Annotated in this window: 22 protein-coding genes; 13 read left to right on the forward strand and 9 right to left on the reverse strand. The window is 62.3% G+C overall.

The annotated features are described in order from the left end of the window. Positions 1 to 9: 9 nt before the first annotated feature. Together phaZ and NCS02_RS24245 are read left to right on the forward strand one after the other, a co-directional pair. The gene (gene phaZ, locus NCS02_RS24240) at positions 10 to 825 is read left to right on the forward strand and encodes a poly(3-hydroxyalkanoate) depolymerase (RefSeq protein WP_008347529.1); all 816 of its coding nucleotides are present in this window, start codon (positions 10 to 12) and stop codon (positions 823 to 825) included. Positions 826 to 874: 49 nt separating this feature from the next. Then, entirely contained in the window at positions 875 to 1,717 is an 843-nt protein-coding gene (locus tag NCS02_RS24245; RefSeq protein WP_175980512.1) for a class I SAM-dependent methyltransferase, read from the forward strand. A gap of 7 nt (positions 1,718 to 1,724) precedes the next feature. Here the strand turns inward: NCS02_RS24245 and NCS02_RS24250 are convergent, their stop codons facing one another. Further along, positions 1,725 to 2,480 carry an SDR family NAD(P)-dependent oxidoreductase gene (locus tag NCS02_RS24250; RefSeq protein ID WP_033536410.1) on the reverse strand — a complete coding sequence of 252 codons (756 nt, stop codon included), beginning with the start codon at positions 2,478 to 2,480 and terminating at the stop codon, positions 1,725 to 1,727. Positions 2,481 to 2,611: 131 nt separating this feature from the next. On the opposite strand from NCS02_RS24250, the gene NCS02_RS24255 reads away from it, so the two are divergent. Continuing rightward, positions 2,612 to 3,499 carry a LysR substrate-binding domain-containing protein gene (locus NCS02_RS24255; RefSeq protein ID WP_175980514.1) on the forward strand — a complete coding sequence of 296 codons (888 nt, stop codon included), beginning with the start codon at positions 2,612 to 2,614 and terminating at the stop codon, positions 3,497 to 3,499. A gap of 7 nt (positions 3,500 to 3,506) precedes the next feature. Here the strand turns inward: NCS02_RS24255 and NCS02_RS24260 are convergent, their stop codons facing one another. Then, positions 3,507 to 4,004 (reverse strand): hypothetical protein, encoded by a 498-nt coding sequence (locus NCS02_RS24260; protein ID WP_051079011.1) that lies wholly within the window; start codon positions 4,002 to 4,004, stop codon positions 3,507 to 3,509. A 228-nt stretch (positions 4,005 to 4,232) separates the two neighbouring features. Here NCS02_RS24260 and NCS02_RS24265 point away from each other — a divergent pair, with 228 nt between their 5' ends. The 3 genes from NCS02_RS24265 (at position 4,233) to bktB (ending at position 8,420) form a co-directional block, all read left to right on the forward strand. After that, complete coding sequence (locus NCS02_RS24265) at positions 4,233 to 5,237, forward strand: AraC family transcriptional regulator (RefSeq protein ID WP_250523313.1); 1,005 nt, start codon at positions 4,233 to 4,235, stop codon at positions 5,235 to 5,237. Between the two features lie 163 nt (positions 5,238 to 5,400). Beyond that, on the forward strand, positions 5,401 to 7,203 hold the full coding sequence (locus tag NCS02_RS24270) for an acyl-CoA dehydrogenase (RefSeq protein ID WP_250503548.1): 1,803 nt from the start codon (positions 5,401 to 5,403) through the stop codon (positions 7,201 to 7,203). Positions 7,204 to 7,235: 32 nt separating this feature from the next. Continuing rightward, positions 7,236 to 8,420 carry a beta-ketothiolase BktB gene (bktB, locus tag NCS02_RS24275; protein ID WP_008347546.1) on the forward strand — a complete coding sequence of 395 codons (1,185 nt, stop codon included), beginning with the start codon at positions 7,236 to 7,238 and terminating at the stop codon, positions 8,418 to 8,420. 1 nt (position 8,421) lies between these two features. Here bktB and NCS02_RS24280 read toward each other — a convergent pair whose 3' ends face one another. After that, positions 8,422 to 9,204, reverse strand: a complete 783-nt coding sequence (locus NCS02_RS24280; protein WP_008347548.1) for a bestrophin-like domain — start codon at positions 9,202 to 9,204, stop codon at positions 8,422 to 8,424. A 46-nt stretch (positions 9,205 to 9,250) separates the two neighbouring features. On the opposite strand from NCS02_RS24280, the gene NCS02_RS24285 reads away from it, so the two are divergent. Then, positions 9,251 to 9,538 (forward strand): hypothetical protein, encoded by a 288-nt coding sequence (locus NCS02_RS24285; RefSeq protein ID WP_250503549.1) that lies wholly within the window; start codon positions 9,251 to 9,253, stop codon positions 9,536 to 9,538. 21 nt (positions 9,539 to 9,559) lie between these two features. On the opposite strand, the gene NCS02_RS24290 is transcribed toward NCS02_RS24285, so the two are convergent. From NCS02_RS24290 to NCS02_RS24300, 3 genes are all read right to left on the reverse strand, one after another. Next, a complete protein-coding gene (locus NCS02_RS24290; RefSeq protein WP_250503550.1) occupies positions 9,560 to 9,805 on the reverse strand; it encodes a hypothetical protein in 246 nt (81 codons plus the stop codon). 418 nt (positions 9,806 to 10,223) lie between these two features. After that, complete coding sequence (locus NCS02_RS24295) at positions 10,224 to 10,988, reverse strand: peptidoglycan recognition protein family protein (RefSeq protein WP_250523314.1); 765 nt, start codon at positions 10,986 to 10,988, stop codon at positions 10,224 to 10,226. A gap of 4 nt (positions 10,989 to 10,992) precedes the next feature. After that, a complete protein-coding gene (locus NCS02_RS24300; RefSeq protein WP_175980519.1) occupies positions 10,993 to 11,562 on the reverse strand; it encodes a PAAR domain-containing protein in 570 nt (189 codons plus the stop codon). Positions 11,563 to 12,060: 498 nt separating this feature from the next. Here NCS02_RS24300 and NCS02_RS24305 point away from each other — a divergent pair, with 498 nt between their 5' ends. Beyond that, positions 12,061 to 12,372 (forward strand): hypothetical protein, encoded by a 312-nt coding sequence (locus NCS02_RS24305; RefSeq protein WP_250503552.1) that lies wholly within the window; start codon positions 12,061 to 12,063, stop codon positions 12,370 to 12,372. An 845-nt stretch (positions 12,373 to 13,217) separates the two neighbouring features. Here the strand turns inward: NCS02_RS24305 and NCS02_RS24310 are convergent. Then, positions 13,218 to 14,252: an SGNH/GDSL hydrolase family protein gene (locus NCS02_RS24310; RefSeq protein ID WP_008347551.1), complete on the reverse strand. Its 1,035-nt coding sequence runs from the start codon at positions 14,250 to 14,252 to the stop codon at positions 13,218 to 13,220. A gap of 144 nt (positions 14,253 to 14,396) precedes the next feature. Then, positions 14,397 to 15,446, reverse strand: coding sequence for a glycosyl hydrolase family 28-related protein (locus NCS02_RS24315; RefSeq protein WP_144403709.1), 1,050 nt, complete (start codon positions 15,444 to 15,446; stop codon positions 14,397 to 14,399). A 292-nt stretch (positions 15,447 to 15,738) separates the two neighbouring features. On the opposite strand from NCS02_RS24315, the gene murJ reads away from it, so the two are divergent. Continuing rightward, positions 15,739 to 17,109 carry a murein biosynthesis integral membrane protein MurJ gene (murJ, locus tag NCS02_RS24320; RefSeq protein ID WP_008347555.1) on the forward strand — a complete coding sequence of 457 codons (1,371 nt, stop codon included), beginning with the start codon at positions 15,739 to 15,741 and terminating at the stop codon, positions 17,107 to 17,109. 54 nt (positions 17,110 to 17,163) lie between these two features. On the opposite strand, the gene NCS02_RS24325 is transcribed toward murJ, so the two are convergent. After that, positions 17,164 to 20,301, reverse strand: a complete 3,138-nt coding sequence (locus NCS02_RS24325) for an acetoacetate--CoA ligase (RefSeq protein WP_250520024.1) — start codon at positions 20,299 to 20,301, stop codon at positions 17,164 to 17,166. 540 nt (positions 20,302 to 20,841) lie between these two features. Between NCS02_RS24325 and NCS02_RS24330 the strand changes: the two genes are divergently transcribed. The 4 genes from NCS02_RS24330 (at position 20,842) to NCS02_RS24345 (ending at position 24,055) form a co-directional block, all read left to right on the forward strand. After that, the gene (locus NCS02_RS24330; protein ID WP_250520025.1) at positions 20,842 to 21,681 is read left to right on the forward strand and encodes an alpha/beta hydrolase; all 840 of its coding nucleotides are present in this window, start codon (positions 20,842 to 20,844) and stop codon (positions 21,679 to 21,681) included. A 136-nt stretch (positions 21,682 to 21,817) separates the two neighbouring features. Next, positions 21,818 to 22,513 (forward strand): CBS domain-containing protein, encoded by a 696-nt coding sequence (locus NCS02_RS24335; protein WP_250503659.1) that lies wholly within the window; start codon positions 21,818 to 21,820, stop codon positions 22,511 to 22,513. 209 nt (positions 22,514 to 22,722) lie between these two features. Then, entirely contained in the window at positions 22,723 to 22,917 is a 195-nt protein-coding gene (locus NCS02_RS24340; protein ID WP_008347565.1) for a hypothetical protein, read from the forward strand. A 151-nt stretch (positions 22,918 to 23,068) separates the two neighbouring features. Then, the gene (locus NCS02_RS24345) at positions 23,069 to 24,055 is read left to right on the forward strand and encodes a sulfonate ABC transporter substrate-binding protein (protein WP_250503554.1); all 987 of its coding nucleotides are present in this window, start codon (positions 23,069 to 23,071) and stop codon (positions 24,053 to 24,055) included. Positions 24,056 to 24,163 lie beyond the last annotated feature (108 nt).

Here is a 24,163-nt window from a genome sequence, read left to right on the forward strand (position 1 = left end):
AAAACAAAGATGAAAAACGTGCGCGCACCGGAAATACAGACTGTTTCGCTGGATGGCCAAACGCTTCGCGTGGGCATCTGGCGTGGCAACGAGACTTCGCCGCCGCTCGTCGTGTTCAACGGCATCGGCGCGAATCTCGAACTGATTCAGCCATTCGCCGATGCGCTCGGCGATGTCGAAGTCGTCGTCTTCGATGTTCCCGGCGTCGGCGGATCGCCCGCGCCGCTCGTGCCGTATCGCTTCGCGACGCTCGCGGTGATGACCGACAAGCTGCTCGGGAAGCTCGGCTACGAAGGGCCGGTCGACATTCTCGGCGTGTCGTGGGGCGGCGCGCTGGCGCAACAGTTCGCGTATATGTATCCGTATCGCTGCCGCAGGCTGGTGTTGGCCGCGACATCGCCGGGCGTCATCATGGTGCCGGGGCGGCTATCGGTGCTGTCGAAGCTCGTCGGCGCGCGGCGTTACCGCGATCCGGACTATCTGCGGGAAGTGGGCGCGGAGATTTACGGCGGCGCTTATCGGCGCGATCCCGCGCTGCTGGCGGAACATGGCCGTCACATTCGCGCGCCGGGCGGACGCGGATACATGTATCAACTGCTCGCGACGTGCGGATGGAGCAGCCTGCTCTGGCTCGGCTCCCTGCGCCAGCCGACGCTCGTCATGCACGGCGACGACGATCCCATCGTTCCGCTCGTCAACGCGCAAATCCTTGCACGCCGCATCCGGCGCGCGACGCTGCATGTCATCGAGGACGGGCATCTGTTTCTCATCACGCGAACATGCGAAGTCGGGCCGCTGGTGCGCAGTTTCCTGGCGAGCGAATAGCGAAAGAAACGCGTATCGTGTCGGATACCTCGGACTCGCATCGTGCTTCATGAACCTCATTCGCCTCGACATGCGGCGCGCGATCGTCATCGCCGCCGCCAGCTTCATGCTCGCGCTGACAGGATGCGCGTCTTCTTCACGCGATGCGCAATCGTCGCTCGATGCCGCGATTAACGGATCGCAACGCAGCGACAAGGCGAGGGCGCGCGACGTCTATCGTCATCCGAGAGAAACGCTGCAGTTCTTCGAGCTGACTCCGACACAGGCGGTGCTCGAAATCGCGCCGGGCGGCGGGTGGTACACGGACATACTCGCGCCCTATCTGCACGATTCGGGTCAGCTTTACGAGGCGCAATATCTGAGCATATCCGCCGACCTCGCCGCCGAGGACAGCGATACCGACGCCGCTTATCGGCGCAAGCTCGCGGCTGCGCCCGCGGTGTATGGAAACGTCGTCGTCGGCACGTTGCACGCGGGGCGCTTCATCGGCTTTAACGCGCATGAGCGGTTCGACCGCGTGTTCACGTTCAGGAACATCCATAACTGGATCAAGGACGGCCAGATCGATGCAAACCTGCGCGCGTTCAATGACGCGCTCAAGCATGGCGGCGTGCTCGGCGTGGAGGAGCATCGCGCGCGGCCGGGAGCGACCGTGCAGCAAATGATCGATTCCGGCTACGTGACCGAAGCATTCGTGATCGAGCACGCGCAAGCAGCGGGTTTCGTGCTGGTTGCGCGCAGCGAGATCAACGCGAATGCAAAGGATACGAAGGACTATCCGAACGGCGTGTGGTCCTTGCCGCCCACTTACCGGGGCGGCGATGTCGACCGGTCGCGTTACGCCGCCATCGGCGAGTCGGATCGCATGACGCTCAGGTTCGTCAAGCCTTAGTGACGTCTCAGACCTGAGCGATGCCGCCGTCGACGAAGAATTCCGCGCCCGCGACGAAGCTCGATTCATCGGATCCGAGGAACAGCACGACCTTCGCGACTTCGTCCGGATCGCCGACGCGTCCGAGCGGCACGTTCGACGCCATGTAGTCGAGCAGGCCTTGCTGCTGCGCCTGATCGGGGCCGGCCAGCTCGACGAGACCAGGCGTTTTCACCGGCCCCGGGCTGACGACGTTCACGCGAATTCCGCGATCCTTCAGGTCCAGCGTCCAGCTACGCGCGAGGTTGCGCACGGCCGCCTTCGACGCGCTATAGACGCTGAACGCGGCGGTGCCCACGCTGCCCGCCGTCGACCCGGTCAGGATCACCGACGCGCCGTCGCGCAGCAGCGGAAGCGCCTTCTGAACGGTGAAGATCGTGCCCTTCACGTTGCGCCCGAACGTGTCTTCGTAGTGCTCTTCGGTGATCGCGCCGAGCGGCAGCATCGAGCCGCCGCCGGCGTTGGCGAACAGCACGTCGATGTGCGAATGCTTCTGCTGAACGGCATCGTAGACGCGGTCGATATCCGCGAGGTTCGACATGTCCGCGCGGATGCCGACGACGCGGCCCTTCATCGACTCGACAGCCGCGTCGAGCTCCTTCTGACGACGGCCGGTGATGAACACCGACGCGCCTTCCGCCGCGAAACGCGCCGCCGTTGCATAGCCGATTCCGCTGGTGCCGCCCGTCACGACCACGACCTTGTTTTCGAATTTGCCAGTCATTTGAGTTCTCCGTTGGTTTCGCGTCGCACGTTGCGTCGCGTTGAAGACATCATGCCGATGAGACAATCGGCGCGGTAGACTGCGAAACTGGGTTTGATAGTTCCAAAAATGGGTCAATCGAGGCATTCGGCATGGCGGACATCAACGATTACGTTCTATTTGCGGAAGTCGTCGGGCATGGAGGCTTCGCGGCGGCGAGCCGCGTCCTGCGCACGCCTAAATCGACGATCAGCCGACGCATCGCCGGGCTCGAAGCGCGGCTCGGCGTGCGCCTGATCGAACGTTCGACGCGCCGCTTTCGCGTGACCGACGTCGGACAGGCGTTCTACGAGCGTTGCCGGACGATCGTGCTCGACGTGCAGCAAGCCGATTCGGTCGTCTCCGAAGCGCTCAGCGAACCGCGCGGCGTGATCCGCTGCAGTTGTCCGCTCGGTCTCATGCCGACTTTGTCGAAGGCATACAACACGTTTCTGACGCGCTTTCCGAAGGCGCGCTTGCAGGTGATCGCCGTGGATCGTCCCGTCGATCTGATCGAGGAACGCATCGACATTGCCATTCGCGTGCGCGTCAGGCTGGACACGGACGCGTCGTTGATCGTGCGGACGCTGGGGCATTCGAGCCGCATTCTGGTGGCCGCGCCCGTCGTCGCGTCGCTTTGCACGAGCGGCGACATTGCGGTGTTATCGACATTGCCGACGCTCGCGACCACCGATCAGATGGGCGAGATCGAATGGCAATTCACCGGACCGGATGGCGCGTCGCATACGATCCGCAGCGAGCCGCGCATGACGTGCGTGGACTATGTCTCACTGCGCGATGCGACGATGGCTGGGCTCGGCGTCGCCTTGCTGCCGGATCACGTCTGTCGCGAGCAGGTCGCGAGCGGCGAGCTCGTGCATGTATTTCCGTCGTGGAAAACCGAAACCGGGATCGTCCACCTCGTCTTTACGACCCGTCGCGGGCTGCCGCCTGTCGTCCGCGCGTTCATCGATCATGTGGCGTCCATCTTTCAGCTTTGAATCTCGCTCACGGAATGCGATAGCTGCCGGTCTTCTTGCCGACGTAGTTATATGTCCCTTTGTCCGAGGGCAGGGCGACGACTTGCTGCCAGTCGAACTGACCTTCGATGCCCTTGTATTTTCCCGTGCCCGAGCCGATCGTTCCCTTGCCCTTGGGCGTGCCGCCCTGATACGTGTAGGACTCGATGAACTTGTCGCCGTCCTTGTCCGAATAGACGCAATATCCGGTCGCCGTGCCCGCGCTGAAGCCAGCTTCGACGCAGCGCGCGGTGACGTTCTGCATCAGCGGCGATTTGTTGTTCGTCATCAGGAGCGTGGATTCGAAGAGATACACGGCGTCATCGCCGCTCACGCTGATATTGCGCACATCCGCGCCGGATGCGGTGTACGTGGCTTCGATATTGCCTTGCTTCGGAAGCGTCTGCGCCCAAGCGGCGGATGCGCCTGCCATCAGGCTCAGAACCGGCAACGCAAGGAGTTTCGTTGAACAGGGGAAACGGGTCATGATCAACCTCCGAAATTTTCTTCAGAACATATTGTTCGAGTTCCTAACTAATTCGAGCGAGCTTCGTCGCGGACGGATGCCTTTCGGACGGCGCTTGCACATCCCGTTATAGAAGTTTCAATCTGAAAGGTCCAGCGATTCGTCCGCACCGCTCCGGACGTTCGCGATGAAGCACGAACGTACGCGTTCCGCGCTACGCCGCCCGGCGGCTATGACAAAATCGGCCTCATGAGGCCTCCTTCCCCAACCGTTCCCATCTCGGTCGTCAACGGCTTCCTTTCGGGCGCCGACCGCGCCGCGGTCATCCGGCTCGCGGAGCATTCCGGCATTCCGCACGAGCTGCTCGGCATGCCAGCCGCGCGCGTCACACAGGAGCAGTTTTCGACGCTTTATCGCCTGCTTGCGATGGAACTCGACGACGAGATGCCGGGAATCTTCGCGCGTCCGCTGCGCAACGGCACGCTCAAATTCCTGTGTTTGAGCCTGCTCGACGCGCCGCGTCTGGAGGTCGCGCTGCATCGCTTCGGGCAGTTCTTCCATCTGGTGCTCGATGAATTCCAGCTCGTGTCGCGCCGCGAGGGACCGTATGCGACCGTCGAATTCGTCGCGAATCCCGCTGGACCGCCCGCGAGCGCGCTCGCGCGGGAACTCGTGCTGAAGCTCGTGCACGGCGTCGCGTCGTGGCTGATCCGCGCGAAGATTCCACTCATCGAAGCGGCGTTCGAATTCATGCGGCCCGCGCAGCCCGGCGATCTGCTGTACCTGTTTCCGGGGCCGGTGCGTTTCGGCCGCGACCGCACGCTCATCGCGTTCGATGCGCGCTATCTCGACCGCCCGATCCGTCAGCGCAAGTCCGATCTCGACGCGTTTCTTCAGCGCGCGCCGGAGGACTGGATTTTCGTGTCGTTCACGGAAGAGATGGTGTGTCATCGCGTGCGGCAGTGCATCGCGACGGGCCTGCCGTCGACGCCGACCGTCGATGCCGTCGCGCAGCAGTTGCACTATTCGATGCGCACGCTCTGCCGACGTCTCGAAGCCGAGGGCACGACCTTTCAGGCGATCAAGGACGAAGTGCGCCGCGACATCGCGATCCAGCGTCTCACCCGTTCGAACGATGCCATCGCGGCCATTGCATACGACGTCGGCTTCGATAATCCGACCGCGTTTCATCGCGCGTTCCGTCACTGGACCGGCAGCACGCCCGCGGCGTACCGGCAAAGAAAAGGCGAGTGACGCGCCCAAAAGCGGCCGGCGCGTTTGGCAGATTTTGTCAGTGAAAGGGCAGATTCCGGTAGCTAAGGATTTCGGCGGCGTTGATACCATGCATCGCAACACATCAACGTTTGTTTGCCACAGCGCGCGTTTCGTCGAAAGGCTGTGGGCCCAGGAGTCATCGATGAATTACACGCCGCCCGTCAAGGAAATGATGTTTGTCATGGAAGAGCTGGCAGATATTGCAAGCATCAGCCAGCTTCCCGGACTTGCCGATTCGAACGCGGACACAGCGCTTGCCATTCTCGAGGAAGGCGCGAAACTCGCCGCCGAAGTCATCGCGCCGCTGAATGCGCGCGGCGACCAGCAGCCGAGCGAGTGGCGCGACGGCGAAGTGACGGCGACGCCCGGTTTCGCCGATGCCTTCCGTCAATACACGGAAGGCGGCTGGCAAGGCATCAGCCATCCGGCCGAATTCGGCGGACAAGGGCTCGCGAAACTGATCGCGTCGCCGTGCATCGAAATGCTGAACGCGTCGAACCTTTCCTTCGCGCTGTGCCCGCTGCTCACCGATGGCGCCATCGAAGCGTTGCTGCTCGCGGGCTCGGACGAACTGAAGGCGCGCTATCTGCCGAAGCTGATCGAAGGCGTCTGGACCGGCACGATGAATCTGACCGAGCCGCAAGCCGGCTCCGATCTCGCGCTCGTGCGTTCGCGCGCCGAACGGCAGGGCGACGGCACCTACAAGGTGTTCGGCACCAAGATTTTCATCACCTGGGGCGAGCACGACATGGCCGAGAACATCGTCCATCTCGTGCTGGCGCGCACGCCGGACGCGCCCGAAGGCGTGAAAGGCATCTCGCTGTTCGTCGTGCCGAAGTTCCTCGTCAACGACGACGGCAGCCTCGGCGCGCGCAACGACGTGCATTGCGTGTCGATCGAGCACAAGCTCGGCATCAAGGCGAGCCCGACCGCCGTGCTCCAGTACGGCGATAACGGCGGCGCGACCGGCTATCTCGTCGGCGAAGAGAATCGCGGCCTCGAATACATGTTCGTGATGATGAACGCGGCGCGCTTCGGCGTCGGCTTGCAGGGCATCGCGCTGTCCGACGCCGCTTATCAGAAGGCCGCCGACTATGCGAAGGAACGCGTGCAGAGCCGTCCCGTCGATGGTTCGAGCGCGGGTTCCGTCGCGATCATCCGTCATCCCGACGTGCGGCGCATGCTCGGCACGATGCGCGCGATGACCGAAGGCGCGCGTGCGCTCGCCTACGTCGCGGCCGCGCACGCGGATATCGCCCATCATCACGACGACGCCGACACGCGCGCCCGCCATCTCGCGCTCAACGAATTCCTCGTGCCGCTCGTGAAAGGCTGGAGCACCGAAATGGCAAACGACGTGACGAGCCTCGGCGTTCAGGTTCACGGCGGCATGGGTTTCATCGAGGAGACCGGCGCGGCGCAGCTCTATCGCGACGCGCGCATCCTCGCGATCTACGAAGGCACGACGGCGATTCAGGCGAACGATCTCGTCGGCCGCAAGACGCTGCGCGATCGCGGCGCGACGGCGCAGGTGCTGCTCGCGCAGATCGACGAGACGCTCGACGCTCTGAAATCCGTCGATGCCGGCGATGCCGCGCGCGTTTTCGATTCGATGCATCGCCGTCTCGCCGATGGCCGCGACGCGCTCGCGAACGTCGTCGCCTACGTGCTCGAATCCGCGAAGCGCGATCCGAACGCGGTGTTCGCGGGCAGCGTGCTGTATCTGAAGCTCGCGGGCATCGTGTTGTCGGGCTGGCAGATGGCGCGCGCGCTGCTCGTCGCGCAAGCCAGACGGGCCGACGATCCGGCGTTCCACGGCGCGAAGATCGCGACCGCGCACTGCTTCTCCGAATACGTGCTGACGCAGGCGCGCGCGCTGGAAACCGCGATCGTCTCGGCGCACGGCGACGATCCGCTGTTCACATTGAGCGAGGCGCAATTCTGACGCCTGCGCGCGAAATCAACAGGAGCGATGCAATGCGTGAAGTAGTGGTGGCAAGCGGCGTGCGAACTGCGATCGGCGACTTCGGCGGCAGCCTGAAGGATTTCTCTCCGACGCAACTCGGCGCGATGATCGTGCGCGAAACGCTTCAGCGCGCGAACGTCGCGGGCGACGACGTCGGTCACGTCGTCTTCGGCAATGTCGTGCATACGGAACCGAAGGACATGTATCTCGCGCGCGTCGCGGCGATCGACGGCGGCGTCGCGCAGCACGTTCCGGCGCTGACGGTGAACCGGCTGTGCGGATCGGGCTTGCAGGCCATCGTATCGGCTGCGCAGACGATCATGCTCGGCGACGCGGACATCGCGATCGGCGGCGGCGCGGAATCCATGAGCCGCGCGCTGTACGCGTTGCCGGGCGCGCGCTTCGGGCAGCGCATGGGCGACGGCAAGCTCGTCGACATGATGCTCGGCGCGCTGCACGATCCCTTTCAGACAATCCACATGGGCGTGACGGCGGAAAACGTGGCGCGCAAATACGGCATTTCCCGCGAGGCGCAGGACGCGCTCGCGCTCGAATCGCATCGCCGTGCGGCGCGTGCGATCGCGGAAGGCCGTTTCGGCGAGCAGATTCTGCCGATCACCGTGCGCGCGAAAAAAGGCGATGCCGTCTTCGACACCGACGAGCACGTCCGCCACGACGCGCGCCCGAGCGACTTCGAAAGCCTGAAGGCCGTGTTCGTCAAGGAGAACGGCACGGTGACGGCCGGCAACGCATCGGGCATCAACGACGCGGCGGCGGCCGTGCTGCTGATGGAGCGTGGCGAAGCCGAGCGGCGCGGCGCGAAACCGCTCGCGCGGCTCGTGTCCTACGCGCACGCGGGCGTCGATCCGGCGTATATGGGCATCGGTCCCGTGCCCGCGACGCGCAAGGCGCTGGAACGGGCGGGTCTGTCCGTCGATCAGCTCGATGTCGTCGAGGCCAACGAAGCGTTCGCCGCGCAGGCGTGCGCGGTGACGAACGAGCTCGGACTCGATCCGCGCAAGGTGAATCCGAACGGTTCGGGCATTTCGCTCGGGCATCCGGTCGGCGCGACGGGCGCGCTCATCACGGTGAAGGCGCTTTATGAACTGAAGCGCATCGGCGGGCGTTACGCGCTCGTCACGATGTGCATCGGCGGCGGTCAGGGCATCGCGGCGATCTTCGAAAATCTTCAGTGAATCAGCCGAACGCGGGGACGACCTGCAGGAGCGGCTCGGGCTTCACCGCGATCTCGCCGGAGAATGGGCGGTCGTGCGAGAGAATCAGCAGCATGGTCGTCGCGAGACTCGCGCAGAAGAGCCCGATCGCGACGGCCGATGTCAGCCGGTTTTCGCCATGAACGAGCGCGATCGCGAAGACGAGACACACGGCGAGAAAGCCGAGGCACAGCCATTTGATGCCGCTGACTTCGGACCGGCTCACCAGAATGCGCTCGCGGCGCGCTTCGAGCGCCCGTTCCAGCGATACCGCTACCTGCCGCTGCGCGGTCTGCTGCCCGGGGGTTATCGCGGGCAGGGCGAGCGCGAACTGAAGCGCCTTGTTCAGCGTCGGCGGACTGATTTTCAGCGTGACCGCGCCTTGCGCCATCATCGGCCATTCCGTATTGACGGTGTATTCGATGTATTCGCGGATCAGCTTGCGCAACTGGATCTGCGCGTCTGGCGGAAAAGCGGCGGATAGCACGACGACGGATCGCAGCGCGCCGGCTTCGGCATCGACGGCGCCGTTGGCGCGCGCGGTGTCGTTCCAGACCTGCGCGGCGGTGAACGCGATGAGCAAGCCGAAGATGACGCCGATCGGCGAAAGCAGGCCCGGCGAAAGCGTCGTGAAGGCGCGCCGATGCGCGCTGGCCGCGAGCCGGCCCGTTACGAAGTGGATCGCCGCCCCCGCGACGCCCGTCGCGCCGAATACCACGAGCGTCATCTGCCACAGCGGAAGGTTATGCAACCAGGTGCTCGTCATCGGATGCGCTCCGTGGACCCGAACGGAGCACATTAAATCACAGTCGATGGGGGGCTTCGAAGGTGCCCGTGCGGATTTCGCCGCTGGGCTGATAGCGGGTGATAGCCGCTTCCGAACGTCAGCACATTCGCGGCGCGCGGAAATCGACGCGGCGGTGAGTGCGGGCCACGCGCTAGCGAATTTTCTGTTGGCGGTCGAGTTCGCCGAGGTTCGCGAAGAATTCGTCGCCGTCGACGTGGTCAGCGCGATCGATTTGCGTATGCCCGATGGCAAGGGATTGATCGTCGGTTTCATGGGGTCGGCTATGTTCACGGTCAATTCAGTCAAGGAATGAACACCCGAATCTCGACCATATTCAGTCCCGCAGCAACGCGATTCCGCCCAAAATCGCCCCACTCACCGCCAAAGCACCGTAAAAAAATCCCGTATAGTTAATGACTTGCGGGATTTTGTTTTGGCGACCCACAAAATGACCCACGTCTGTCACGGCCTTTGATGTGCCGTTGGTCTGACATTGAGCGTTGCGGTTCGAATTGATACAAACGGTCCTCACATCTTTCTTGTGGCGTGTCGGAGCGAAGAGCGACACGTCCTGACGCATCGCTAACTCGCACGACTTGGAATGCTCTCGCAAGCGGGGAGCAAGCGAGAGCGGGACTTACCCGACATCAATATGACGCTAGCTATTTCTGGCTATTGAACTTCGCGAACAATCCGCTTTCTGCAACCTTCGATAGACTTCTCGTCAGTCTGCGCTATTCCATACGCATATTTGCAATATTCAGAAAGCTCTTTTTGGATGTCAGGTGATAGCTCATTCGCAGGAAAAGGATTTCCCTCATTTGCGAACGGATTGACGAACTCTCTTCGAAGCGTCAGCCTCCTTTTCAAGAAGTAGATGACGTTATCCTCATGATCGATATAGGAATGGTAATATCCGATGCTCAACCAAAATCCGAGCGTGAGCAAAGCAAAAACCATAAAAATAGCAGCAACGTTTCTCTTTCTATTCATAGAAATTACTTCCCCGGATCGGCAAGTGACAGTTCCGAGCGCAGCAATTTAACAATATCCATTCCGAGATTTCCGGGGCACGCGCGTCCCTTTTTTGTTGCGAGTTGCTGATATTCACGGTGCCCGCCTAACCTTTGAATATCGAAGAATTCCACGAGCACGCTACACAACGCTTTGCTTGCCTTTATTTGTTCAAGCGTTGGTTTGTCATGCCACAAAACAACCTGGTCCGTTAAAATTCCGCGAATATTCTTAATCTTATCAACCAACGATAAGCGGCTATATTCTTCCTGATACGCTTCACCAGCTTGCACAAGATCGGCAAGAAAAACTATTCCTATCTTACCCGTGTTATCGCCGGCGACGTGCTCGCCGGTGAACCGTATATCGCGACCTTCATAGATTTCACCTTGGCACGAAATAGCGTAGTGGTATCCGGCATCATCAAATGGCGGGCTTCTACTCATGTCTTCTGCTTGAACGCGCTGCATTTCCTCAATAGAGGGCGCGCCACACGAATAACTTCGGCCAGCGTGATGCAAAACAATATCTTGGTAGTCCCAATAACTATCCTTCAATACTTTTCGCGGCGGTTTTGCGTGACATTCCGATCGCTCGATCAGCTTGTAGCCCTTTCTTGAAAGCGCATTAATGATCGCCTGCCGGGTCGCCGCACGATTATTCACAGAGATGGCTATCGCATCATCTTTACTGCTTCCCAGCGCTGAACGACTCGATGTCCAGTGTTCGATCTTGTAATCCGTGCTCATGTGCTTAAGCTCCTCTTCCGGGGTTTAGCTCCCGTTTGGGTGACGAGAACGAGACGTGGATATCGATAGCACTCACGCCATCTGTCTCAATTTTTGCGTAGCCGTTGGCGTCTGTCTTTCCGGATTGTTCGACGCCGGACACGCGCGCAACATACTTCTGATCGCGTAGCGGCTCACCGGTAACGCTGTCCTGCACATAGAACCAACTCGTATGCTTGCCTTCGCGGGCTGCCTGTGTAGGTGGCGCTGCAATTGGAGCACCACCATCTGTTGATGTGTGAGTCCCGTCTCCTTTCCCGTCCCTTATCAAGAACTCGGGATGCCCCGAAAGCACGCGATTCTGCCCACACGGACAAAGCACTCGATCCATATGCCTGACGAGCGGTAGCCCTTCGTCGAGCATCGTGTCGGCAGTGCCCAATATCGGAAAACCACCTTCACAATTCCCACAACTAGCAATGTCGTTGCGGCGTGAGAGCGTTCGCCCGTTCTCCGCGAAGAACGACGAAGAGCCGCCTAGAACTCGGCCTCGCGTAGTCGTCCAATCGCCTTTTCCAACCAGCTTGTCAGTCATGCAATGCTCGCCGCTCTATCGGCAAGGATCATTGATTCGTTATGCTTGCTTTTTGGCATTTGTTTCTATCCCTGTCGTGAATGCTCGCCCGGTTTGAGCGGCATCGTCAGCATACGAAGGCAGCGACCACGCGCAAGCAGCCGACGACATAGACACGGCGAAATCAACGAATTTTTACGGCATCATAAAATCAGCGCTGCGGGGTTCTGTCGTATTCGGCGGAATCTGGCGCGTGGTTGCGCAGGGACGGGCTTGGCAGCTTTTAGTGAGTTTTCCAACCCGCGACGGTCGCGCAATGCGAGCGAAGCGATAGAACCCCAAGCGCCAAAAGGACCGTTGACGCATGGTGCTTTGGCACGCCTATGGGCGGGACGTGGCAGGGAATCCGAAAGGGTTGCCGGTAATGGTTGTACTCACCCGGTCTGCCACCCTTGTCACTGTTCCCGCCCGCCCCTTCCATCGAAGGGCGCGGCTCCGGGCTTCACACAGGAGTGAGACATGGGTAATCGAAGCGTCCATTCTGTCACAGGCACAGTCAGGATCGAGCATCGGCTGAGTCAGACAGCCGTGACTATCAAACGGACGCAAGACATCATCGCACAACAGAAGCAGACGCTTTGCGCTGAACAGGCGGCAAAGCTGGATGCCGTTGAGTCCAGTCTGTTGGCGGCATTGGCAAATGCCAGATTGTCAATACAGCTTTTCCAATCGGTGCGCGCCATGCTTCGACCGATGGACGCCGCCGAACAACAGCTTTTCGATGAGCTTGTTAAATGCGGCGTCGTGTCAAAGACCAGCGCGCGAACATAAAGGGAACCGTCTATCGCTCGAATGTCCGCAATTGACATGCGAACGTTCGCGTGAGGCGTTCGCATTGTCCGCACCAATTCGCACCTGCGTCGGAACGTGCCAGTCTAAATGAGCATGAGTGCATTCGTTTATGCGTACACCTTTGCGAATACTTAGCTACTGAGTATTTGCGCGTCATCGCGCCCGCATAGCGATTCTGATTTAGGAAGGACCCGCGCCGCCGTTTTTCAACCACCCCCCGTGCGAAGCGCATTTCGGGGCATGGGGTGTCGATGCGAGTCATGTGTTGTTCGCCAGTCGCGCTCGGCATTCGCGCAGAAATTTGTTTAGGCGGCGCGCTCTTCCAGCCGCTGCGATGCGCTTCTATATAGGGCTGGCGCATTCGTCGAACGTGATCGCTTTCGCTTTGGCCGTTTCGTCGGCGGCGCGGTCTTTCTGCTTGGCGTCGAGCGGGTCAATCCCGTCGAGCAGGAGCCGCCGACATTCGAGCGCGCGTACGGGCGTCGGCGAGTCCGATCGTGTGGAGTGGCCCGAGACCCATGTATCGGGCGCGGCCCTGCCGCATGTAGCGGAACAGCCACGTTGACGCCGTTCTTTGTAATCTGTAAGTACAGCCCGTTCCCGTCACAGTAGTTCCCGGCGCGGCAGTCTTGTTGGCGAACGCCTGAGAGAGACGATTGATTGCGTTTGCCATGATTGAACCCACATATCGACCCACAAAATAATAGCGGATTCGCGCGGAAAGGTGCGGATTGATGCGGTTAGCATTTCCCTCTATTTAATTGATGTATAAGGGATTCTTGGATCGATGTGCAAAAGCATGGAATGCAAATGGGCGGACCCACTCACCGCCCGAGCCCGCTCGCCGCGATCTGCTGCTCGACATACTGCGCGAAGAGCGCGTGCATGCGCGTCGTCGGATGCAGTTCGTCGGCGAACATGTACGTCTGGTCCGCGTTCGACGTCACGTAGGTCGCCGGCGAGCACAGCAGCGACGTATCGTGCGGCGTCTTCGACGGATCGCACGCCTGCGCCGTGTTCGACACGGTGAATCCGTTGGCCTGATAGTTCGCGATGGTCTGCGTCGTCCACGTATAGGAATCGACGACGATGACCTTGCCTTGCAGCCCGTTCGTCTGCAACGCCGAGGTCAGCGTCGCATTGAAAAGCTGCGACAGTTGCGTGAGGTTGCCGCCGCCATCGGACTGGCGGAGGCCATCGGGCGAGAGTCCGATATTCGGCACGTTCACCACCACCACATGCGTGGCTCCGCTCTGCACGATCTTGCCGACGAGTTGCGCGAGCGTCGTCGCGGCGGTCTGCACGGTCGTGTTGGCGGCGGGCGGCGTGCCCGCGCGCAGAACATCGTTCGCGCCGGCCCAAACGAGCACGAGCTGATTCGAATTGAAACTTCCGTGCGACGACAGATAGCTCGAAATCTGCTGATTGACCGGCATTTCAATATCGCCGATCACATCGGTCAGGAACTGGTTCTGATCGGCCGGCGTGGCGACCGTGGAACCGCCTTGCGCGTAGCCCAAACCGCTTTGCGGCTTCAACTCGTGTCCGAGGTCGATCGTGAATGCCGCCGTCAGCGTGTCGCCGTAATACTGCGCGACATTCTGCGTCCAGACCTGGCCCGGATTGGTCGTGAAGCGCCCGCCTTTGACCGCGCTCGCGATGGGCGCGTACGTGCCGACATCCGACAAGCTGTCGCCGAACGCGACGACCTGCAGCTTCACGCCGCCCGCCGGCGCGGACGGACTCGTTCCGCCCGAGTCGCTATCGCTGCCGCTGCCGCCGCCGCATGAGGTAAGCAGTGCAATCAGCACGGCAGAAATTGCGCGGCGAATGCCGGGCGTGATTCCGATCTGGCGCATCGCTCCTCCGTCTCATCCTTGTCCGGGGCGGCTTCGCGCGCGTCGACGGAATGTCGTCCGGCGAGGAAGAAGTCGCGGCTCCGGGTATCGATGGCAACGTCAAGCAAGAAAGATGCGCTTCCCACTCCAGCGTCAGTAACCCGCTTATTCCGTCCCGCAGTCGTTGCAGGTGTTGTCGATGTACCTCGCCGGTTTGCCGTGCGTGGGCGGGCTGATCTGCATATAGCCGCCATCCAGGATGTTGTGACGCACGACGTTCCCGCTATAGTCGACGCCGCCTTCGCCATTCGCCCCGCCCGTGATGTTGCCCCCGTTGACCATGCGGTTGCATTCGAGCACGTTGCCGCCGGTGTCCTGCGTGGCGTCGTTGTTCTCGGGGCCCATGCGGCAGTTGTCGGCGAGGTTATAGGCCACGCGCCCGTTCACCGAGCCGACGAGCGCGATGCCGTACAGCGGGCAGTTGGCGAACGAGTTGAACATCAGCACGGCGCCGGTGCCGCCGCCCTGGCCTTCGGTCTGGAACATAGACTGGCCGAAGAAATCGCGGAAGCTGTTGCCCGCGAGGACGAAGTTGTCGACCGCGCCATTGGTCTGGACGGGAATGTCGTATTCGCCGGGGCGATCCCATTCGCGGATACGCGTCGGATTCGCGCCCACGAAGTTGCAGCCGACGAGACTGTTGCCCGTCGACGGCCCTTCGTAATTGAACATGTTGCCGTTGTTGCGGATCGTCTTCCTGAGCGTCACGCCCGGCTCGCACTGTAGATGCCGGTTGCTGGCCGTGACGACGACCGTGTGATTGAGCAGATACGTGCCGGCGGGCACGAGCACATCGCCGGCATCGATGGCGGCCTGGAACGCCTTGGTGTCGTCGGTCTTGCCGTCGCCGGCCGCGCCGAAATCCTTCGGGCTGCGCGGATCGACGAGCTTCGGCGGCGTGAACGACGTCAGCGGGCAACTCGGCGTCGCCGGGACCGGCGAACTCGTGAGCGTGGCGCGATGCGCGCCGCCGTAGTTCTCGTTCCTCAGCCGATGCCACCAGCGCACGAAGGTTTGCCAGTTCAGCCGGTTCAGAACCCGGCCATCGTCCCAGACTGCGTAGACCGTCTGCACATGCTGCGTCACGCGTGGCGTGTTTATCGCGAGCACGGAAACAACAATCATTATTACGACAACCCAAATGGATTTCTTCATTTGCCTTCCGTACGCGCATTGAGATTCACGATGACGAGGCTCCGATGACGCCGCGCGCAGCCGCCACTCTCGCACGTTATGAACGTGGACTTCTGCACGGTAGCGCACCCGGCAAGCGCGCAAACTGCCCGGGCGTGCCAGCATGACCGTGCAGAATCGCGGGGTTCGCGCATGGCATCGGCGCGCGCCGTGCTGTGGCGAACAGTTCGCGCATGCCGTTTGATGCACTCTCCCCCGGTGCGCAAGCAAGCATCCGTCTTGCGCGGATCGAGGTCAATTTGCCGGAGGGAGAGTGCTGACCGCAACAGTGCAATCGCTAAGAGAACGTCTGCTCGGGGTTCATCAGGATCACAAGCGCATCGCGAGGAGCGCCTTCGTCCTGCTGCTGTTCGTTCTTGCCGGGAAGCTGATCGGCGCATCGAAGGAAATGGCGATCGCGTATCGATACGGCGTCAGCGGCACCGTCGATGCCTATCAGCTCGCGCTCACGATCATCACCTGGCTGCCCGCGACGATCACGAATCAGTTGAGCGTGCTGCTCGTGCCCGCGCTCGTCGCGCTCAGGAACGACAAGCACCGGCAGAACCAGCTTCTCAGCGAGCTCGAGGGCGCGGGGCTTGCCATCGGCATCGTGGTATCGCTGCTGCTGTATTTTTTATGGCCGCACATGGTCGGTCTCTTCGCCGGAACGCTCTCCGAATCGACGCGCGAAATGTGCCGGCAGATGGTCGTCGGGATGACGCCGGTCGGCGTGCTGGCCTTCACGATCTGCATTTCGGCGGCGCGGCTCCAGGCATCCGAAAGGCACATCAACACGCTGCTGGAATGCGTGCCGGCCATCGCGCTGCTGGTGTTCGTGCTGAGCGCGCGCAACAACACGTCGATCATGCCGCTCATCGTCGGCACGACGATCGGCATCGTGATTCAGGCCGTGTGGCTGCGCATCCTCGCCCGGCGCGCCGATGGCGTGCCCGCGCGCCCGCGTCTCTCCGTGCGCGCGCCGCATTGGCCGGGCATGACGCGCTCGCTCGGCATGTTGCTGATCGGCTCGGTGGTGGCGAACCTGTGGCTTCCCGTCGATCAATACTTCATGGCGCATATGGGCGATGGCGCCATCGCGACGCTCGGCTACGCGAACCGGCTGCTGTCGCTGCTCGTGAGCATGGGCGCGATCGCGATCAGTCGGGCGACCTTGCCGATTCTTTCGGAAATCCTGCATCGCGGCGATCACGCGCGGGCGCGCAGCACGGCGCGCAAATGGTCGTTCGTGATGCTGGGCGTGGGAACGGTCGGCGCGATGATCGCCTATGCGCTTGCGCCGTACGCGATCAAGCTGCTGTTCCAGAAGGGCGCGTTCACGAGCGAGGACACGATCGCGGTCACGAGCCTGTTCCGCTGCGGGCTTTCGCAGATTCCGTTTTCGTTCGGGATGTGCGTGCTCATTCAGTCGTTCGCGAGCGAGGCGCGCTACAAGGCGATCACGGTCATTTCCGTGCTGGGATTCGCGACCAAGCTAGCGGCCACGGCGATTCTGATCCGCTTTTTCGGATCGCAGGGCGTGCTGCTCGGGACCGGCGTGGGCGCGGCGAGCGTCTTCATCTGCTACTTCTTCCTCACCAGCTTCGCGCCGACCGCTACCGCACCGCGTTCCGATAGCCAGTGATTCATCGGCAGTCAGCCGCTCCGTTCGCGCGAGCGGCTGACCCGCTGGCAAGTCCTACGCGCCCCGCACCATCACGCCATGACCGCGACGCTGCATTTCGGTGTCGTCCTCGGCGCTGTAGTCGCGGTCGAGCGCGGCAGCCGCCGCATACACGCCCGGTTCCTCGATGACGCCCGCATGGTTGCCCGGCACTTCCGCGACCGTCAGCCCACGGCGCGCAATCTTGCGCCAGAGCGGCAGCGGATCGCCCCGGTCTTCCTCGCGCGACGCGGCCCGTACGTAGACGATCGGGCCGCCTTCGTACGGCTTCGGCCGATAGTTGTTCATCGCGGCGCGGAACGTGTCGCGCATGCGCCGCAAAACCGGCGGCATCGGATCGGCGGATGCGACTTGCGCCGGCGTCTGCGGCACGCGGCCGAGGCGCATCGCCAGCTTGTTCCCGGCGGCCGACAACTTCGCGCCCGCAAAACCGACGCGTTCGCGCGGCGACATCCGCGCGAGCGTCTTCCATAGACGGCTCGCGTAATCGCGGCGGAATTCGAGCAGCGCGAACCACGGCAGCCAGCGTTCCTGCACGTAGGTGTCGAGCAGACACACGAACTCTGTCTGCTCGCCTGCGCCGAACAACTGCTGCGCGATTTCGAGCGCGACCAGTCCGCCGAACGAGAATCCGGCGAGCGCATACGGGCCGTTCGGCTGAACCTTGCGAATCTGCTCGACGTAAGTCTTCGCCATGTCCTCGACGCGGCGTTGCGGCGCCGTCTCGCCATCGAGCCCGAGCGCCTGAAGGCCGTACACCGGGCGCTCCTTGCGCATATTGCCGATCAGGCGCGTGCATTCGAGCACCGATCCCGTCACGCTATGCACGAGGAAGAGCGGGACGCCTTCGCCTTCGCGCATCGGCACGAGCACTTCCGATGTCTGCGGCAGCGCGCCGTTGTCGATGACATCGGCGAGCTTCGCGATGGTCGGCGCGCGCAACATCGTCGAGAGCGGGATTGGCCGTCCGATGATCGGTTGCAGTTCCGCCAGCAGACGCGCCGCAAGCAGCGAATGTCCGCCGAGTTCGAAGAAATTGTCGTCGCGAGCGATCGGGGCGAACGCGAAGAGCTGCTCCCATTTGGTCTGCAACAGCCGCTCCAGTTCCTCGCGCGTCGCGTAGCTCTGCGGCACGTCGCCGGATCGCGGCTGCAACGCGGGATGATGACGGATCGCATCGAGCGATGCCGGATTGCGCAGCGCGGCGGCGTTGGTCACATCGAGCCCGTTGACGGCATTGCGCACTGCGGCTTCCGTCAGCTTGCCGCTATGCGTGACCGGCAGATCGTCGACGGCCGCGATCACGTCGGGGACATGGGCGGCGGACGTGCGGCTCACGAGATCGCGCCGGATGCGCGCGATCAGCGTGCCGGTGAGCCGCGCGCCGGCTTTCAGCGTCACGAGCAGCACGAGCCGTTCGCCGACCGGATTGCCGGGCGCATCGGCATCGGCATCGGCGGCGCGCACGCGCTGCTGAACGACGATGCCCTCGCGAATCTCGGGAATGTCGTTGAGCACGCGATAGATCTCGCCCGGCCCGACATTGATGCCGCGCACGACGAGCACGCCGTCGCTGCGTCCGTGCAGACGCGCCGTGCCTTCCGGCGGAAACTCGATCTGATCGCCGTGCGTCCACACGCCCGCATTGGCGCTGAAATACGCCTTGTGAAAGCGCTCGCCGTCCGGATCGTTGAGAAATCCGAGCGGGCGCGACGGGAACGGGTTCACGCACACCAGATCGCCGACGCCTTGCGTGCGCGCGCCGTCGCGCCACGCCTGCACATCGAACGCGAGGCTCTTGCATTGCGCCTCGCCCGCATAAACCGGCAGGTCCGGGTTGCCGAGCACGAAGCAGCCGAGGATGTCGGTGCCGCCCGAAATCGACTGCAATCGCAGCGGCTTCACGTTGTCGCGGACCCATTCGAACTGCGCGTCGAAGAGGATCGCGCCGGTGGACATCATCGCGTGAAGGCCGCCCAGATCGAATTCGCGCGACGGCACGAGCCCGGCGTCCTCGCACATCTTCAGATACGCGGGACTCGTGCCGAACACGTTGACGCGTTCTTCGGCGACGAGCCGCCACAACGTATCGACCGATGCGATCGGCCCGTCATAGGTAACGATTTCGACGCCCGACGCGAGCGCCGACAACTGCCAGTTCCACATCATCCACGCGCAACTCGTGTGAAAGAACATGCGGTCGCCCGGCCGGAGATCGCAATGCAGCCGATGCTCCTTCAGATGCTCGATGAGGCTCCCGCCCGCGCCGTGCACGATGCATTTGGGCTTGCCGGTCGTGCCGGACGAGAACATCACGAAGAGCGGGTGATTGAAGTTAAAGCGCTTCCATTCGACCCGCGCCGGATCGCCGGCCGCGAGCAGCGCGTCCAGCGAGTTGACGGGCGGCGCGGCGTGCACGGCCGACGGATCGCCATCGAGACTGACGATGCCCGCAAGCGTTGGGAGCGCGTCGGCGAGCATCGATATCTTCTTGTCGAGCGGCGTGCCGGTGTCGAACGGCTTGGCGGCGGTATGCGCGAACAGGAAGCGCGGTTCGAGTTGCGTGAAGCGGTCGAGCAGCGTTTCGATGCCCATTTCCGGCGCGGCGGTGGACAGCGTCGCGCCGATCGCGGTCACGGCGAGCGCGGTGACGATCGCATCGGCGTCGTTGCGCATCACGCCCGCGACGCGGTCGCCTTCGCGCAGGCCGAGTTGCGTGAGCGCGTCGGCGAGACGAGCCACGCGCGCACGCAATTCGCCGCGCGTAAAGCGCACGCGGCGGCCATCGGCGTGACAGGCGGTGAGCGCGGGCGAATCCGCGGGCGCAATCGAGAAGCCGAGCAGATTCTCAGCGTAATTCAGCGTGACGTCGGGAAAGAACCGCGCGTGTTCGCAACTATCGCCGACGCATACCGGCTCGGCTTTGCCCGACCACGTCAATCCCGGCGTCCATTGCAGAAAGGACTTCCAGAAGCCGCGGTAATCGCGGATCGAGAAGTCGTGTAACTCGCTAAAGTCTTTTAATGGCTGGCCGGATTGCGCTCGCAGCGCCGCGGTGAATGCGGATATCTGCGATGGTGTGGTTTGGACGGTTTCCTGGACAAAAATCGGCAGACGCGACTTCGCCTCGCCGGGCGATTCCGAACGATCCATGAAGTGGCTCCCTCAGCAGTTATGGCAATACCTTTGGGCACTCGGTTTGCCTTCTTTTTTTAAATCTCTGGATTGTCTGCGGCGCTTTTTCGCGCTCTCGAATAGGTCCGATTCCGGCGGACATGTGCCATCGACGATTAAGCGTATCCAGACAGATCGCCCGGTAATGTGCGGAGAGAAACACAAGTCGTTCGCTGATTAATGAAGCGCGTTGGGAGTCGGTAGGAATGACGCGAATCGCCGGCTGGTCATGCCATATTATTTAATCAGGGGCTGAAGAGTTAATTCGCGCCCTCGCGCGACCGAAACAATGCGATTTGCGATGCGTGAATTCGACACGCTTATAAACATCGAATAACCGGTATGCGTGGCATTCCTAATTGGAAAGATTATGAAAGATTCGTGATGCTATTCGTCAGGCCGCCGTAAGTGTGTGCGGTTCCTGCTGCTCTAAGATGATGCACGCAACGATATTTCCAGCACGGACAATAAGCGTCGTGCATCATGTCATGTCGCCTGAAAAAATACTCCGAACGCAACATGCATTTTCCGGCAAGAAGAAAGTTCATTGCCCTCGCGCTGGCGGCATGCGTGGGCGGCGTCATAGCGGCGCGCGCGCTCGAACACGATAGCGAACGAGCCGACGGTATCGCGTACGGCACGGATCCGCGCGAGCGGCTCGACGTCTATGCACCCGATTCGGGCACGCAGGGAAATCGCCCGGTCGTCGTGTATTTCTACGGCGGAGGCTGGCAAAGCGGCCATCGCAAGGACTCGCGCAATATTGCCGAGGCGCTCGCCGCGCACGGCATCGTGACCGTCGCGCCGGATTACCGCATTTATCCGCAAGCCGTTTTCCCCGGCTTTCTCGATGACGCCGCCGCCGCCGTGCGCTGGGCACGCGATCACGCGCACGAATACGGCGGCGATCCCAATCGCATCTTTCTGATGGGGCATTCCTCCGGCGCGCACTTGGCGTCCATGCTCGCAACCGATCCGCGCTATCTCGCCACGCAAGGCATCGCGAATACTTCGCTGCGCGGGATGATCGGACTCGCCGGTCCGTACGCCGCGATCCCGACGAGCGATCCCCACATGGACGAGATCTTTCCGGCGGCGTTGCGCGCGGGTGCGTTGCCGATCGCGTTCATATCGGGAGACGAGCCGCCGATGCTGCTCGCCGCAGGCACGGCCGACACCGATGTCGATCCGCGCAACAGCGATCGCTTCGCGGAAGCGCTGCGCGCGCATCATGACGCCGTCGTGCTGAAGAAATACGCGGGATACGGCCACGACACGATCATCGACACGTTCTCGGCGTCGCGCCGCAAGGATTCGCCCGTTTTCGCCGACGTCGTCGCGTTCATCGGCGCGCATTGAACGAGGCCGCGTCGGTTCGCCGCACGCGTGCTCCGGTGGATTGCTTGATGCAAGTCAATCGAGGATCGCGCAGCGCTCCTTAGAGTGATTCAGGACGCGTATGCGCGACCTTATTCATCGACCTCCGGAGCACATGATGCAAGCACGCGATGTAATGACTTCCCCTGTCGTTTCCGTCACGCCCGAAACGAGAGTGCATGACCTGGCGCGGCTCCTGGTGCAGCACCGCATCAGCGCTGCGCCCGTCGTCGATCAGGATGAGCGCGTCGTCGGCATGATCAGCGAAGGCGATCTGCTTCATCGCGAGGAAATCGGCACCGAGAAACGCAACCGCCGCTCGTGGTGGCTCGAGCTGCTCGGCTCCGATGGCGGCGCGGCCGACTACATCAAGTCGCATGCCCCGACGGTCGGCGAGATCATGACGCGCGAACCCATCTGCGTCAAAGAGGACACGTCGCTGGCCGATATCGCCGCGGTGCTCGAAAGCCATCACATCAAGCGCGTGCCGGTGCTGCGCGATGGCCGCCTCGTCGGCATCGTCAGCCGCTCGAATCTGGTGCAGGCGCTGGCGTCGGCGCTCGCCGTCGAAGCCGCGCCCGAGGCGCTCGCCAGCGATGCCGAGATCCGCGCCATGCTGATGGGCGATCTCGCGGGACGCGGCTGGGCGTTTCCGGGGCGCAATATCGTCGTGCGCGATGGCGTCGTGCATTTGTGGGGCACGGTGTGGTCGAGAGATCAGCTCGATGCCATGCGTATCGCGTCGCAAAGCATTCCGGGCGTGAAGCGCGTCGAGGATCACACGATTCCTTATCCGATCATGCCGGGGCTGTGAAAGTCCAAAGCCGATCAACGACAGGCGCGTCGCGGCGTAAGTCGTCTCGATCGGCCGATTTCTCCCACTATCCGGGACGACCCGAATTGCCGCGAACGGGCATCCGGTCCTACTATCGAATCCCGCTGCTATCGCGGCCAGAGGTACCCCCGGGTCATGCGTCCGAAGCGCATGCCTACATCAGCTAATCAAACGATGGGGAGACAGGTATGCTCAGCGCACACGAATTCGCAACCCTCATGCTCGTCAAGGATGCCGCCGATCAGATCATCGACCGGCACGAGCTCGACACGCTTCTCGAACGTCAACTGATCGCGATGGAACAACTCGTGAGCGGCGCGCAACTGCCGCGCATCACGGAAGATGGCGATTGGCTGCTGCGCGCCGTGCGGCGCACTCACTGAGTCGTCGGGACGTGTGCAGACGTACTGAGTCACGTCGGTACGCATCGGCCTGACCGCACTATCGATATCACGATTTCTCGTTTAGCCCGCGAGGCATGCGTTGTTAGCATTGGCATCGGTAAAGATGCCTTCGCTCAACGAGGAAACACGCATGTCCGACCGCAAGAACACGCCTTCCATTCCCGCGCGCCGTCGCACGCTCTTCACGCTCGCCGCGCTCGGTGCGGGGCTGTCGGGCGGGCTCGCCACGCGCATCGCGCAAGCCGCCGATGCGCCGAAGACCTTGCGTATCGGCTATCAGAAGTACGGCAACTTCGTCGTGCTCAAGGCGCGCGGATCGCTCGACAAACGCCTTGCGGCGCAAGGCGTCACGGTGCAATGGCTCGAATTCCCGGCCGGGCCGCAACTGCTCGAGGGACTCAATGCGGGCGCGGTCGATATCGGCACGGTAGGCGAAACGCCGCCGATCTTCGCGCAGGCGGCGGGCGTCGACTTCGTGTATATCGGCCACGAGCCGCCCGCGCCGCACGCCGAGGCGATCGTCGTGCCGAAGGATTCGACTATCCGTTCGATCGCGGAATTGCGCGGCAAGAAAGTGGCGCTGAATAAAGGATCGAATGTTCACTATCTGCTCGTCGAGGCGCTCAAAAAAGCGAATCTCACGTGGTCGGATATTCAACCGGTCTATCTCGCGCCCGCCGATGCGCGCGCCGCGTTCGTGCAGGGCAGCATCGACGCATGGGCGATCTGGGATCCGTATCTCGCCGCCGCCGAAAAGCAGGCGAACGCGCGTCAACTGACCGACGCAGAAGGCATCGTGCGCAACGTGCAGTACTACCTCGCGACGCGCAAGATCGCGACGGCGCAGCCGCAACTCGTGCATGCGGTGCTCGAAGAGCTGGATCAGGTCGATCGCTGGGCGCGCGACAACGTCTCCGCCGTGGCGGCGCAATTGTCGCCGCTCGTCGGGCTCGATACCGGCATCCTCGAAACGGCGTTGAAACGCACGTCGTACGGCGTGCAGCCGATCGATCCAGCCACGCTCGCGTACCAGCAGCAGATCGCCGATACCTTCACGAGCCTCAAGCTCATCCCGAAGAAGCTCGACGTGACCGAAGCGCGCTGGAACGTTGCCTGACGCGGCGACCGGCGTTAGCACGATCACGCACATCCTTAGCGCGAATCGATGGTTCAGCCGCGCGCGACGCGTCGTTAGACTCGTTCGAGCGCCGCTGCATTCCTGCGC

Source organism: Caballeronia sp. NCF2, assembly GCF_023631205.1.
Lineage (GTDB): Bacteria > Pseudomonadota > Gammaproteobacteria > Burkholderiales > Burkholderiaceae > Caballeronia > Caballeronia zhejiangensis.